Origin of the sequence: Novosphingobium sp., assembly GCF_020852455.1 — a bacterium.
GTDB lineage: Bacteria > Pseudomonadota > Alphaproteobacteria > Sphingomonadales > Sphingomonadaceae > Novosphingobium.
Map to the genome: position 1 here is coordinate 395,625 of NZ_JADZAT010000010.1, position 14,257 is coordinate 409,881.

11 protein-coding genes are annotated in these 14,257 nt (G+C 64.6%); 6 read left to right on the forward strand and 5 right to left on the reverse strand.

Features of this window, described 5'->3' with window-relative positions; genetic code table 11:
* Positions 1-76: 76 nt before the first annotated feature.
* The 4 genes from IT549_RS05980 (at position 77) to IT549_RS05995 (ending at position 3,918) form a co-directional block, all read left to right on the forward strand.
* A complete protein-coding gene (locus tag IT549_RS05980; RefSeq protein WP_292970810.1) occupies positions 77-694 on the forward strand; it encodes a TetR/AcrR family transcriptional regulator in 618 nt (205 codons plus the stop codon).
* Positions 691-1,665 (forward strand): HlyD family efflux transporter periplasmic adaptor subunit, encoded by a 975-nt coding sequence (locus tag IT549_RS05985; RefSeq protein WP_292970813.1) that lies wholly within the window; start codon positions 691-693, stop codon positions 1,663-1,665. Before IT549_RS05980 ends, IT549_RS05985 begins: the two co-directional genes overlap by 4 nt.
* Positions 1,662-2,594, forward strand: a complete 933-nt coding sequence (locus IT549_RS05990) for an ABC transporter ATP-binding protein (RefSeq protein ID WP_292970815.1) — start codon at positions 1,662-1,664, stop codon at positions 2,592-2,594. The genes IT549_RS05985 and IT549_RS05990 overlap by 4 nt, the downstream gene beginning before the upstream one ends.
* Positions 2,595-2,796: 202 nt before the next feature.
* Complete coding sequence (locus tag IT549_RS05995) at positions 2,797-3,918, forward strand: ABC transporter permease (protein ID WP_292970817.1); 1,122 nt, start codon at positions 2,797-2,799, stop codon at positions 3,916-3,918.
* A 3-nt stretch (positions 3,919-3,921) separates the two neighbouring features.
* Here IT549_RS05995 and IT549_RS06000 read toward each other — a convergent pair whose 3' ends face one another.
* From IT549_RS06000 to IT549_RS06020, 5 genes are all read right to left on the reverse strand, one after another.
* Positions 3,922-4,413 carry a hypothetical protein gene (locus IT549_RS06000; RefSeq protein WP_292970819.1) on the reverse strand — a complete coding sequence of 164 codons (492 nt, stop codon included), beginning with the start codon at positions 4,411-4,413 and terminating at the stop codon, positions 3,922-3,924.
* A gap of 74 nt (positions 4,414-4,487) precedes the next feature.
* On the reverse strand, positions 4,488-7,346 hold the full coding sequence (locus IT549_RS06005) for an insulinase family protein (RefSeq protein ID WP_292970821.1): 2,859 nt from the start codon (positions 7,344-7,346) through the stop codon (positions 4,488-4,490).
* Positions 7,347-7,388: 42 nt separating this feature from the next.
* The gene (locus IT549_RS06010) at positions 7,389-7,946 is read right to left on the reverse strand and encodes a DUF924 family protein (RefSeq protein ID WP_292970823.1); all 558 of its coding nucleotides are present in this window, start codon (positions 7,944-7,946) and stop codon (positions 7,389-7,391) included.
* Entirely contained in the window at positions 7,946-8,728 is a 783-nt protein-coding gene (gene purC / locus IT549_RS06015) for a phosphoribosylaminoimidazolesuccinocarboxamide synthase (RefSeq protein WP_292970825.1), read from the reverse strand. Before purC ends, IT549_RS06010 begins: the two co-directional genes overlap by 1 nt.
* A 119-nt stretch (positions 8,729-8,847) precedes the next feature.
* Entirely contained in the window at positions 8,848-10,785 is a 1,938-nt protein-coding gene (locus IT549_RS06020; protein ID WP_292970827.1) for a prolyl oligopeptidase family serine peptidase, read from the reverse strand.
* A gap of 214 nt (positions 10,786-10,999) precedes the next feature.
* On the opposite strand from IT549_RS06020, the gene IT549_RS06025 reads away from it, so the two are divergent.
* Both IT549_RS06025 and IT549_RS06030 read left to right on the forward strand, forming a co-directional pair.
* A complete protein-coding gene (locus tag IT549_RS06025) occupies positions 11,000-11,179 on the forward strand; it encodes a Flp family type IVb pilin (RefSeq protein WP_292970829.1) in 180 nt (59 codons plus the stop codon).
* 234 nt (positions 11,180-11,413) lie between these two features.
* Positions 11,414-14,176: a TonB-dependent receptor gene (locus tag IT549_RS06030; RefSeq protein WP_292970832.1), complete on the forward strand. Its 2,763-nt coding sequence runs from the start codon at positions 11,414-11,416 to the stop codon at positions 14,174-14,176.
* Positions 14,177-14,257 lie beyond the last annotated feature (81 nt).

The following is a 14,257-nucleotide window of genomic DNA, read 5'->3' on the forward strand; positions in this document are numbered from 1 at the left end:
CACAGGTTGCCCGCCCGCTTTTTCATTCGTATGACCTGACTTGATTATAACTGACTGGTCAGTTATAAAACGAATCATGCCGCGACCTTCCGTCCCCACACGCCGTGCCGACATTCTGCTGGCGGCGCGCGACGTGTTCAACGCGCGCGGTTACGCCGGCACGCGGATGGACGATATCGCCAGGGCGGCGGGCATATCGAAGGCGGCGCTCTACCTACAGTTCGATGGCAAGGAGGCGTTGTTCCAGGCGCTGGTCAACGAACTGATCGAAACCATGCTGCCGCAGGCCGCGCCCGCCGAATTTGGTGACCTGCCGGCCGAGGCGATCCTGCGCCAGTTCATCCTGTTCATGGCCAGCCGCCTGACCCAGCCCGAAATGGCCTTCGTGCCGCGGGTGATCATCGGTGAAGGGGCGAATTTCCCCGATCTGGCGCGGTTCTATCACGAAGAGGTGATCTCGCGCGGGATGGGGATCGTCGAACGGATCGTGCGGCACGGGATCGCGCGCGGCGAATTCGCCTGTGACGATCCGGTCCAGGCCTGCCGCACGATCATCGGCGGGGTGCTGATCGCGGCGATCTGGAAGACCACTTTCGAACCGGTCGGCGCAGAGCCGATCGAACCGGCTGCCATGGCGCAAAGCCATGCCGACACCATTCTCAACGGCCTGCTGACAAGGACGACCACGCTATGAGCGGCCTTCCCAAACCCCTGATCGCAGTTGTGGTGCTGGCGCTGGCCGGCGGCGCGGGCTGGTACCTGACCCGCAGCGAGGAACAGGCCCAGTGGCTGGGCTATGTCGAGGCGGAGACGGCTTATGTCGCCGCACCGGTGTCGGGCCGGCTGGCGCAGCGGATGGTCGATCGCGGTGCCAGCGTGGCCGCAGGCGCGGTGCTGTTCTCGCTCGATCCCGAAACCACCGATGCCGATACCGCGCGGATTGAAGCGCAGGTTTCGGCCGCGCAGGCGCAGCAGGCCGATCTGGCCCAGGCCCGCCAGCGTGCGCCGGAACTGGCGGCAGCGCGGGCTGCGGAGGCTGCGGCGCAGGCCCAGCTGACCAAGGCCCAGGCCGATTTCAACCGGATCGACGCGCTGGCCCGGCGCGGTTTTGCCAGCCGCTCGCAGCTCGATACCGCGCGCGCCGCGCGTGATAGTGCCTCCGCCAGCCTTGCTCAGACCCGTGCGCAGGTCGCCTCGGGTGAGCTGACCGCCGGGCGGCAGGGCCAGATCGCCGCAGCCGGGGCCGAGGTCGCCGCGAACCAGGCCGCGCTGCGTGCCCAGCGCCAGCGCCGCCGCGAAATCGCGCCGATCGCGCCCGAAGCGGGCGTGGTCGAGCAGACCTTCTACAATCCCGGCGAATGGGTGCCAGCCAATGCTCCGGTGGTTTCGGTGCTGCCCGACGGGCGGCGCAAGCTGCGCTTCTATGTGCCGCAAGACCGGATCGCGACGCTCAAGCCGGGGATGAACGTGACCTTCAGCTGCGATGGCTGCGGCGATCCGCGCCAGGCGCGGATCAGCTATATTTCCCCGCGCGCCGAATTCACCCCGCCGGTGATCTATTCCGAACGCGCCCGGGCCAAGCTGGTCTTTCTGGTCGAGGCCGCGCTGCCTGCCGGTGACAAGCCGCTGCCGCCGGGGCTGCCGGTTGAGGTCAAGCCGCAATGAGCGAGGCGCCGGCCATCGCCGTGCGCGGCCTGACCAAGCGGTTCGGCGGGCGGACCGTGGTCGATCATGTTGACCTGACGGTCCAGCCCGGGCGGATCTGCGGGTTCCTGGGTCCGAACGGTTCGGGCAAGACCACCACGCTGCGGATGATCTGCGGGCTGCTGATCCCGGATGAGGGCGAGGGCGAGGTGCTGGGGCTGGACCTGGCGACCAAACGCCGCGCGATCAAGCACCAGATCGGCTACATGACGCAGAAGTTCGGGCTGTTTTCCGACCTGTCGATTGCCGAGAACCTTGAATTCATCGCCCGGGTCTATCGGCTCGACAACCGCAAGGCGCGGGTCGATGCCGCGCTGGAGCGGCTGGGGCTGGCCAGCCGGTCAACCCAGCTGGCGGGCAAGCTTTCGGGCGGGTGGAAGCAGCGCCTGGCACTGGCCGCGGCGGTGCTGCACGAACCCAGGATCCTGCTGCTCGACGAACCCACCGCCGGGGTCGATCCGCAGGCCCGGCGCGAGTTCTGGGACCAAATCCACGCGCTGGCCCGTGAAGGTATGACCGTGCTGGTTTCCACGCACTACATGGACGAGGCCGAACGCTGCCACGAGATCGCCTATATCGCCTATGGGGTGATGCTGGCGCGCGGCACGATCGGTGATGTGATCGCCGGTTCGGGCCTGAAGGCCCTCCAGGGCGAAGGGCCGGGGGCAGACCGGCTCTCGGCCCAAATCGAGGCGCGCGAGGGGGTTGAGATGGCCGCGCCGTTCGGCACCTCGCTGCATGTCTGCGGGCGCGACATCGCCGCGCTCAGGCGTGCGGTGGCGCCCTGGGCCGACCAGGTCCGCTTCACCGAGGCGGACCCGACGTTGGAAGACGTCTTCATCCACCTGATGAAGGGCGCGGCCGACAATTCCGTGCTGGAGACCGCGTGATGTGGGGGCTGCACTTCTTCTTCCCCCTCGATGGGGGAAGGATGCGAAGACTTGGCGACTTGTCGCCTAGTCGCAGCTGGATGGGGGTGATTTTGCCCCGCCTCCAGCCTCACCCCCATCCAACCTGCGCTAGCGAGCAAGCTCGCAAGCTTCGGTATCCTTCCCCCATCAAGGGGGAAGGACCTCGTCTGGAGACTGCGTGATGTGGGAACGGATTGGCGCCATGGTGTTCAAGGAAGTGCGGCAGATGCTGCGCGATCCCGGCACGATCGCGATGATGTTCATGTTCCCGATCCTTCAGCTGCTGATCTTCGGGATCGCGATCAACAACGATCCCCGGCACCTGCCGCTGGCGGTGGAGGCGAATGACAATTCGCAGTTCAGCCGCGCGATCGTTTCAAGCCTGCGCGCCACCAGTTACTTCGACGTGGTCGAGATCGCGGGCGGCTATGGCGAGGGGGACCGGCTGATCGCCGAGGGCAAGGCCTCGTTCCTGCTGACGATCCCGCCCGATTTCGCGCGCGGGGTGGTGCGCGGGGAAAGGCCGCAACTGCTGTTGACGGTTGATGCTACCGATCCGGCCAGCACCGGTCCGGCCGTGGCCGCGGTGAACGAGGCGGTCAGCCGCGCGCTGGGGCAGGAACTGGTGGGCCCGCTGGCCACCCGGCAAGCCAGCGCGCCGCCGGTCAACGTGGTGCTGCACCGCGCCTACAATCCCGAAGGGATCACCAGCCACAACACTGTGCCGGGTCTTCTGGCGATCATCCTGTCGATGACCATGGTTGCGCTGACCGCGATGTCGGTCAGCCGCGAGGAAGAGCAGGGGACGATGGAGAACCTGCTGGCCACGCCCCTGCGCCCGATCGAGGTGATGGTGGGCAAGATCGTGCCCTATTTCGCAATGGGCTTTGTCCAGACGGTGGTGATCCTGATTGCCGCCAAGGTGATCTTCGCGGTGCCGTTCCTGGGCTCGCTTGCCCTGCTGCTGGCCTGTACCTTGCTGTTCGCGCTGGTCTGCCTGGCGCTGGGCTTCACCATGTCCACCTTGGTTTCCAGCCAGGTCCAGTCGATGCAGGCCAGCATGTTCTACCTGATGCCTTCGATCCTGCTGTCGGGCTTTGCCTTTCCGTTCCGCGGCATGCCCTGGCCGGTGCAGTGGCTGGCCGAACTGCTGCCGCCCACGCACTATATCCGGCTGGTGCGCGGGATCATGCTGAAGGGCTGGGACTGGCGGCTGGCCGTGCCCGAAAGCGCGGTACTGCTGCTGATGCTGGTGACCCTGGGGACGATTGCCGTGCAGCGTTACCGCGATACGGTGGCCTGACCGCTATTTGGCGAGGGAATCTGCGGCCGGCGGTGCCAGGGGCACATCCAGCCGCTGGTCGCTGCCGGTAAAGCGCTTGGGCCCGCCGTGCCCCATGGTGATGTAAGCGCGCCGTGTTTCATCGGTCAGCTCGACCTTGACCGACATCATGTCCCAGTTGTCGCCAGACAGGCCGCCGCCAAAAGTGGTGCGCAGGATCGCGGAACGGATCTGATGAACGCGGACCCCGCGCGGCAACGGCACCGTGGTCTGGTGGGTGGAGCGATCGGCCCAGCGCATGGCGCGCTGGTTCAGCATCCAGGTGGTGCTGGGCGTACCGTCAAAGACCAGCGTGGCGCGAACATTGTCGCGCCCGCCGCGCAGGTCATCAGCGCCGGTCATAACCGTGAAACGCAGGAACAGCTGGGGCTGCGGCGGGCTGGGGCGGGGATCGGCCACCGCCGCCGAAGCACCGATGGTCAGGCAAAGTATCGCGCCGAACAGGAACTTGCGCATGGCATCCTCCAGGTTAGGCAACCCGCTATTTTCGGTGCAGGATGCTTTGTGCCGCGGGCAAGGTCAAGACCCGGCTATTTGCCCTTCGGCGTGTCCACCCCCTCGGGCAGCACCAGAATTTCCAGCCCGCCGATGCTGGTAAGGTAGAGCCGGGCCATTGCCTGCACATCCTTGGCGCTCAGCGCCATGATCCGCTCGCGGCCCTTGACGTAACGCTCGATCCATTCCGGTTCGGTCTGGGCGTTATCGACGATCGACAGCCAGCCGGCGTTATTCTTCAACGCATTGTCATAGCCTTCGAGCATCGGCGCCTTGGCGCGCTTGAGCAGATCATCGCTGATCGGCTGGTCGCGCAGTTCGGCCAGCGCCTCGGCAATCGCGCTGCGGGTGGCAGGCACTTCCTTGACATCGACCGAAACGGCCAAAGTGAAAGTACCCCAGCCCGGATAGGTCTGCGAAGTCGATTGGCCGACCTGCGGTGAATAGGTCTTGCCCAGCTTTTCGCGCAGATTGTCGGTCAGGACCACGCCCATCACCCGCTCCAGCAAGCCCAAGCGGACGTCGGCCACCGGGTCCTGGCCATCGCGGGTGGGCCAGGTCAGCGTCAGCAGCGCCTGGTCCTTGGCCCCGGTGTGGCGCAGGACGCGCGGCTTTCGATCCCTGGTAAAGCTGCGGACGCGCTGTTCGGCATAGGGGCGGAAGTCCGGTTCGCGCGCGGGCAGCGCGCCAAAGGTTCTGCCCACCAGTGCCAGCGCCGCATCCTCGTCAATATCGCCAACGATGGCGATCTCGATGGCGCCATTGCGCAGCCGGTCGCCCAGATCGCCTTTAAGTTTGGCGAAGTTGAGTTTGCGCCATTCCTCCACATTGCCCAGGCTGAAGCGCGGGTCCTTGTCGCTGAGGATGCTGCCCAGATCCGCGCCCAGCGCTGACCCCGGGGTCGATCGCAACGCGGCGAACATGTTGTTGACGTTCTGGGTAAAGCGCACCTCGGCTTCGGGGCGATAACCGGGATCGGTGATCTGCGCCGCCAGGTACTGCAACTGCAATTCAAGGTCGGCGGGCGTGGTTCCGGCCACGGCCACAAGGCTGCGTTCGCCGGGCCGGAAGTTGGCGGAAACCGCATGGCCGGCCAGGATCGAATCCAACTCGTCCCTGGAATGCTTGCCCAGCCCGCCCTGACCCAGCATTCCGGCCATGTTCATGGCCATCGGGTTTTCGCGGGTGTTGAGCATCGCGCCTCCGTCGACTGAAATCTGGACCAAGACCTGATCCTTCTTGAGGTCGGTCTTCTTGAGATTGAGCCGCACGCCGTTTTCAAACCGGATCATCCGGATCCCCAGCGCCGGGTCACGGGTGTCGCTGATCACTTTGCCCGCCGCACCGAAATCGGTGTAACCAAACGTGGTTGCAGCCTTGCGTTCGGGCGGGGCAACCGGCGCAGCCATCGCTTCGGCCCAGGCGCTGCGCAAACCCGCATCGCCGTCTGCCGGGGCGGTGCGGCCCTGAAAACGGATCAGCGGCTTGTCCAGCGGCAGCGCCTCGCGCTTCAGCGCTGCGAGTACCGTTTCGGGCGTGATCTCTGCGGCGAACTCTTCAAACCGTTCGGCTGAACTGCTGGGGGTTACAGGAACCACATCGTTCTTCACCAGGCTGATCGCCGCACCCATCAGCGTGTCGTTCGAACGGGTGGTTTCGCCCTTGGCGGCATTGCGCCGGGCCGTGCGCTGGTTGGCCACCTGCTCGGCCACTTCTTCGGGCGTGAAGCCGTGGAGCATGGCCCGCTTGTATTCCTTGCCGGCCTCTACCAGCCCGCGCCGCCACTGGCCATCGACCGTATCGATCCCCAGCCAGGTTTCCTGTCCATCGCGGAACAGATCGCCCGACGCAAACGAGGCACTGCGAAACGGTGCATCCGGTTCACGGCTGCGGCGCTGCAGGCGGCGATTGATGATCGAATAGCCGATCGAGCGCATCACGTTTTCCTTGCGCTGCGCCAGGCTGTCGGGTTCGTCCTTCCAGGGGCCTGTGGTCATAACCAGCACGCCTTCGGACAGCGCCGGATCGGTGTAGATATCGCTGGCCACGCGTGGTTTGACCGGGATCGGCCCGGCGCTGGGCCGCGGCTCAGCCGGCGCAGGCTGCCAGCTGGCAAAGCGCTCACCAATCCTGGCTTCGACTATCGCGGGATCGAAATCGCCGATCACATAAAGTGTTGCCTGCGTGGGCACATATTCGCGCCGCCAGAATGCAGTCAGTGCAGCGGACGAAGCGCCTTGCAGCGATTCCTGCGTACCGATGATGTGCCGCGCGGCAAATCGCGAACCGGGCAGTTCGAACTCGATCCGGTCCAGAAAATTGCGCTGCTGGAAGGTGTTGCGATCGCGCAGTTCGGACAGCAGAATGCCCTTTTCTCGATCAACCGCACCCTGGCTGATCGTCAGTTCGCTGGCGGTTTCGCGCATCAGCATCAGCGCGGTATCGAGCAGCGCGGCATCGTTGCGCGGCAGGTCCAGCTTGTAGATCGTGTGATCATAGCTGGTCTCGGCATTGGTATCCGATCCGAAGCTCAGGCCGCTGCGTTCCAGCAGCTTGACCATTTCGCCTTCGGGCACGTTCTTGCTGCCGTTGAAGGCCATGTGTTCGATGAAATGGGCAAAGCCGCGTTCGCTGTCCTGCTCGTCAAGCGATCCGGCGGCGATGTGGAAATAGACCTTCGCGGTGCCTTTGGGCGTGGCGTTAGGACGGATGACATAGCGCATGCCGTTGGGCAGCTTGCCAAAGCGGAAGGCGGGATCGACCGGTACGTCGCTCTTTTCAAAGGCCCAGGTCGGCGGCGGCGCGGCGCTTGAGACGGTTTCGACGCCCTGGGCGCAGGCCGCGAGGGCAAGAGTGGAAATGGTGAGGGCGAGCAGAAATTTGGGTGAGCGCATCAGCTATTGGTGACCGAAACCAAAGTAATCGGCAAGTCCTGCTCAGCCCGCGAATCCACCCTGGTCGAGAAATTTCTGCTCTTCATCAGATGTTTCGCGGCCCAGCACCGCATTGCGGTGCGGGAAGCGGCCAAAGCGGGCCACGATATCGCGGTGGACAGCTGCCCAGTGTGCGGCATCGCCGCCGGTTTCCGCGTCGAGCGCCTGACATAGCCGCAGGCACAGGTCCTGGTCGGCCAGGTCTTCGCTGTGTTCGAACGGCAGGTAGAAGAATGAGCGCAAGGCGGCCGGCGCAGCCCGGTCATGCCCGGCCGCCAGCGCCGCGCGGGCGATCTGCCGGGCCTTGGGGTCGGTCGCGAAGGCATGGGCCGAACCCCGAAACAGGTTGCGCGGGAACTGGTCGAGCAGGATCAGCAGCGCCAGCGCGCCTTGCCAGTCAGCCGCCCAGTGATCGAACTCACCGCGCGCGGCGGCGTGATGCGCTTCGCCGAAGTGCTCAGCGATCTCGGCGTCGAATGCCGCGTCCTTGGCGAACCATTTGGCCGGGTCCGCCTCTTGCCAGAAGCCGACCACAGCGGCGGGGGCAGGCGCCCCCGGCATCACTTGCCGCGCAGCTTGCGGTGCGCGTTGAGGTCCAGCACTTCGCTGGGGCCCTGGTCGGTATCGAGCAGGCCAAGGCGCCGCGCGACTTCCTGATAGGCCTCTTCCTCACCGCCCAGGTCGCGCCGGAAGCGATCCTTGTCGAGCTTTTCGCCGGTGGTCATATCCCACAGGCGACAGCCATCGGGGCTGATTTCGTCGGCCAGGATGATCCGGCTGTAATCGCCGTCCCACAGCCGGCCGAATTCCAGCTTGAAGTCGATCAGGCGGATGTTGATCGCGGCGAACATGCCGCACATGAAATCGTTGACCCGGATCGCCATCGCCGAGATGTCCTGCATCTCTTCGTTGCTGGCCCAGCCGAAGCAGGCAATGTGCTCTTCAGCGATCATCGGATCGCCCAGCGCATCGTCCTTGTAATAGTATTCGATCAGCGTGTGCGGCAGCGGCTCGCCTTCGGGAATGCCCAGGCGCTTGGAAATCGAGCCGGCCGCGACATTGCGCACCACCACTTCGATCGGGACGATTTCGACCTGGCGAACCAGCTGCTCACGCATGTTGAGCCGCTTGAGGAAATGGGTCGGGATGCCGATGTGGTTGAGGCGGGTGAAGACATATTCGCTGATGCGATTGTTGATCACGCCCTTGCCGTTGATCGTGCCCTTCTTCTGGGCGTTGAAGGCGGTCGCGTCATCCTTGAAATACTGGATGATCGTGCCCGGTTCGGGGCCTTCATACAGGATCTTGGCCTTGCCTTCGTAGATCTGGCGGCGACGGGACATGCTGGGCTTCCTTATGCGCTAAACGGCAAGCCCCGGCCTGTGCCGATCCCAGAGGAATCGCGCGGCCGGGGCGGTTTCCAGCGCCTTACGCGAAAACGCGGTGCGGCGCAACGCGGGGCCTACTGGCCCAGCAAATTCGCCCGCCAGAACATCAGTTCGACCCAGAACTGATAGTCGGCGTTCTCCTTCTTGGCGAAGCCGTGGCCTTCGTTCATCCCGACCAGGTGCCAGGCGGCTCGGCCCTTGGCGCGGACGGCGGCGACGGCCTGGTCAGCCTCGCTCTTGGGGACGCGCGGATCGTTGGCCCCGGTCACCACCAGCAGCGGGATCGACAGCTTGTCGATCGCGGTCAGCGGCGAGATCGCCTGCAGCTTGGCGCGCTGCTTGGGATCGCGCTCGTCGCCGTATTCGACCCGGCGCAGATCGCGGCGATAGCTCTGGGTATTTTCCAGGAAGGTGACGAAATTGCTGATCGCGACGATGCAGTCGGCCGCCTTGAGCCGATCACCATAGCGGATCGCGACCGCATAGCACATATAGCCGCCGTAAGATCCGCCGGTTACCGCGGTGCGGCTGGCGTCGATCGCCGGATCGGCCTGCAGTCGGTCGAGGAAGGCGCCGATGTCCTTCACCGAATTTTCGCGCAGGAACGGCCCATTGTCGAGGCTGACGAAGCGCTTGCCGAACCCGGTTGAGCCGCGCACGTTGGGATAGAACACCGCAACGCCCAGCTCGTTGAGCAGGTAGTTGGCCCGGCCGCGGAAGCCGGGGGTGGACTGGCCTTCGGGGCCGCCGTGGATGTTGACGATCAGGGGGCGCTTGCCCGGGAACTTCGCCGGATCGGGACGATAGAGAAAGCCGCTGACCGCTTCGCCGTCAAAGCTCTTCACCTCGACGAATTCGGGCTCGACATTGACCGCCGGATCAAGCCCGCCGGTTTCGCTGGACGTCCAGCGGGTGACCGCCAGACTGGCCGGATCGACCGAATAGGCATCGGCGGGAACCTTGGCCGAGGACAGGGTCAGCCCGATCGTGCCCCACGGCGCGATCTGCAGCGATCCGATCGTGCCCTTGGGCAGACCCGGCACTTCGCGCACCGCGCCGGTCCTGGGGTCCATTAGCTTGAGCTTGAAAACGCCGGCTTCGTTGATGGTGTAGGCAATGAAGCTGCCGTCTTCGGCAATGTCGAAGCTTTCGACATCCCATTTGGCCTCGGGGCTTTTCGGGGTGAACTTGCCGGTCTTGGGATCAAGCGTGCCCAGCCGCCGGAAATCGCTGCCCTGATCGCTGGTGACCCACAGTGTGCCGTCAGGGGCAAACTGGATGCCGCCATAGGCCACCGCCTGCTTGTGATCGCCGATCGGGGTGGTGGCACCGCTCGCCAGGTCAAGCCAGTAGAGGTCGGTCTTGGTCACCGACACATAGTTGGCGATCACCGCCTGGGTATTGCCGGGGGCAAAGGCGGCCAGACCCCAGCCGCCGCCAGTCACCTGCTTGACCATCCGCGCCGAGGCCGGATCGCGCGGATCCATCACGTAAAGGTCATTGTCTGCACCGTTGCGGCGGGTCGAGCTGAAGGCGATCCATTTGCCGTCCTTGCTGGCGGCGTTGAGGCCATTGCGGCTCTTGCCGTCGGTCAGCAGGTTCAGCCGCCCGTTCCTGAGCGTATAGAGCTGGAAGAATTCGTTCCCGCCCTTGTCCTTGCTGACCACCAGCGTGCCATCGCCCGGCAGATGACTGCCGCTCAGCGGTTCCGCCTCGAAGCTGATCTGGCGCCGGGCCATGCCGGGGCCTGCCACACTGTGCAGCTGGGCGACATTGCCGAAGCGGGTCGAAACCAGCATCCCCTTGCCAACCGGATCCCAGCCCAGGAATACGGCAGAGCGGAATTCCATGTAGGGCCGCGTTTCCTCTACCAGCGCCTGCGGCACAGCCGGGATCCCGTCGGCAACCAATGCGGCGGGCTTGGCTGCGGCGGGCGGCGCTGCCGCTTCCTGGGCGTGCAGCGCGCTGGCGGAAAAGGCGAGGGCGGTGAAGGCAAGCAGGTGACGACGCATGTCAGGTTCCCCGGTGAATGAAATGGCAGGCGCAACTTGTGGCGCGTGCCGTGGTCAAGGGCAACCGGGCAATCGACGAATGGTAAACCGGCAAGGGCGAATGCCGCGCCGTTCTTGGCAAAGCAATTAACCGCAGATGCCAAGCAGGCTTGCAGAGCCAAGCTTAACCGCATTCGGCGAGCCTGCGCAAAGGATAGTCCAGGGAACCCGGTCCATGTCTTTGCTTGTTGCCCTCAGTCGTGACGAAAGCGGCGCCACCGCCATCGAATACGGTCTGATCGCCGCGCTGATCGGCGCTGCATCGGTTGCCGCGCTGAGCGGCCTTGGCAATGAACTGGGCAACACGATGACCACTGCGGGCAATGCCATGGTGGCGCAGACTGCGTCGGCCTGAGCCAATATCCGCAATCGCTGATTGACATTTATCAAACGATTCGCGCGGGCATTCCGCTAGGGCCTGTAAGGTCACGGCAATCGGCGCCGGTCGATCCGGCAGAGCATTTGATCGGATTTGGCCCGCATTGAGAGTTGACAGACCTGTCGCTCTCAATTAGTGCGCGCACATTAGGCGTGATCCCTTCTTCTCCCCGGGCAGGGTCGTCATCGTTTTGAAATTGGGAGTGTTTCCATGAAGTTTTCAGTTGTGCTCGGCGCCGGTGTCTCGGCTGCCGCGTTGCTGCTTGTCCCCGTTGCTCCGGCCTTTGCCCAGGAAGCCGATCAGCCGGTGGCCGAAGAAGAGGCCCAGCCCGAAATCGTCGTGACCGCCCAGGGCCGCGCCCAGGCGCTGGCCGACGTGCCGGTCGCGATCTCGGCGGTGAACGCGGAAACGCTGCGCAACAGCGGCGCGAACGACATTCGCCAGCTCAACCAGGTTGCGCCCTCGCTGATCGTGTCTTCGACCGGCTCTGAAGCGAACGGCTCGGCCCGGATCCGCGGGATCGGCACGGTGGGTGACAACCCCGGCCTTGAAAGCTCGGTCCCGGTGTTCATCGATGGCGTCTATCGTTCGCGTTCGGGCATCGGCCTGAACGAACTGGGCGAAATCGACCGCGTGGAAGTGCAGCGCGGCCCGCAGGGCACGCTGGGCGGTCGCAACAGCTCGGCCGGCCTGATCTCGATCTATTCGAAGAAGCCCGCCTTCCAGTTCGGCGCCAGCGGCGAAGCGACCTATGGCAACTTCGATTTCGTGCGCGTGGCCGGATCGGTCACCGGCCCGATCACCCAGAACATCGCCGCCCGGCTCGACGGTGTCTTCGTCAAGCGCGACGGGTTCCTGACCGACAACACCAACAACGTCGATGTCAACAACCGCAACCGCTTCTTCCTGCGCGGGCAGGTGCTGTTCGAACCCTCGAACGATCTGTCGGTGCGGCTGATCGCCGATTACACCTGGCGCAAGGAACGCTGCTGCGGCGCGATCTATGTCGACAACACCGTCAATCCGTTCATCGGCAACCTCAACAACCTGTCCTCGCCGCTCAGCCCGCTGCAGACCACCGGCAACAACATCATCAACGTGCTGCGCGACCTGGGCCAGCCGCTGGCCGGCTTCACTCCGGGTTATGACCGCACAATCTATGTCTCGGCTGGCCGCAGCTATGAAGGCGTAACCAAGGATTACGGCTTCTCGGGCGAAATCAGCTACAATCTGGGCGGCGCCAAGCTGACCTCGATCACGGCCTACCGCGAATACCGCTCGGGCCAGGGTTCGGACACCGATTACAGCGCGGTCGATATCCTCTACCGCACGCCCAGCGACGATGCCTATCGCCAGTTCCACACCTTCACCCAGGAACTGCGCCTGCAGGGCGAAGCCTTCGACGGCAAGCTCGACTGGCTGGTTGGCGGGTTCTACGCCGATGAAAAGCTGACCGTGCGCGACAATCTGCGGTTCGGCAGCCAGTATGGCCGCTTTGCCAACTGCCGGATCATTTCGGGGGGCGGCCTGGCCGGGCTCTATTCGCCCACCAATCCGCTGTGCGTTGCCCCGGTTGTTGGCCCGGCCACCATTGCCGGTGCAACCGGAACCTCGGGTGCAGATATCGTTGCCGCTTTCACCGCGCTCGATGGCCTGAACAACCTGGGTTCGACCACGGATGAATACCGTCAGCACGACCGGAACTGGGCGCTGTTCACCCACAACATCTTCCACATCACCGATCGCCTCGATCTGACGCTTGGCCTGCGCTATACCAACGACAAGAAGGACTTCGGCGCGACCTTCGGCAACAACAACACGGTCTGCACCACCGTGCAGGGCCTGGTGACCGACGATCTGACCACCACCACGGCCGGCACTCCCACGCAAATCGGCACCGCGCGTGCTCTGGCGGGGGCGCTGATCGGCCTGGCTTGCCAGGGCAATTCGACCGCAGAGCTGAACGGTGTTTCGATCGCCGACAAGCGCGCCGAGGACGAGTTCACCGGCACCGCGATCCTGTCGTACAAGCTGACCGACGATCTGATGACCTACGTGAGCTTCTCACGCGGGTACAAGGCTGGCGGGTTCAACCTTGATCGTTCGGCGCTCAAGGCTCCGACGCCCACCTTCGCCAGCCAGGGCGGAGCCCAGGCGCTGGTCGGCAATCTTCAGTTCGCTCCCGAACTGGTCAAGAGCTATGAACTGGGTGCGAAGTATTCGACCGGCCCGTTCAGCGCCAGCCTGACGCTGTTCCGTTCTGACTTCGAGAACTTCCAGCTCAACACCTTCAACGGTTCGGTGTTCCTGGTCCAGAACATCAACGGCTGCGAAGCCAGCCTTGGCGGGGCGGATCGTGATACCAGCGCTGCGACCGGCGCCTGCGCCTCCAGCAATGTCGGCTGGGGTGTGCGCACGGAAGGCTTCGAACTGGAAACCGCGCTGGTTCCGGCGCGCAACTTCCGCGTTACCGCCGGCCTGACCCATGCCAAGACCAAGTACCGGTCGGATCTCGTCGCCAATGCGGCGGGCGCTCCGCTTGATCCGGCGCTGCGCTGGCTGCCGGGCAAGAACATGTCGAACGCCCCCGAACTGGTGGTGACCGGCAGCATGGCCTGGACCCCCGAACTCGGCAGCACCGGCCTGTCGGCGTTGTTCTATGTCGATACCCGCATGACCAGCGACTACAACACCGGTTCGGACCTGTTCCCGCAGAAGGGCCAGGACGGCTTCGCGCTGGTCAACGCCCGCGTCGGCCTGCGCGGCCCGGACCAGAAGTGGTCGGTTGAACTGTGGGTGCAGAACCTGTTTGATCAGGACTATGCCCAGGTTGCGTTCAACTCGCCGTTCCAGGCGGGGACCAGCTCGGCACCGTTCAACGAAGCCAACAGCTTCCCCGACGGCCGTCAGCTGTTCTCGCAGTTCCTGGCCGAACCGCGGACCTTCGGCGTGACCCTGCGCGGCAAGTTCTGATCGCAGGCCGATTGCAAAAGACAGGCCGGGGCAACGCACCAGCGTTGCCCCGGCTTTGTTTTGCCGGTCATGCCCGGGCTT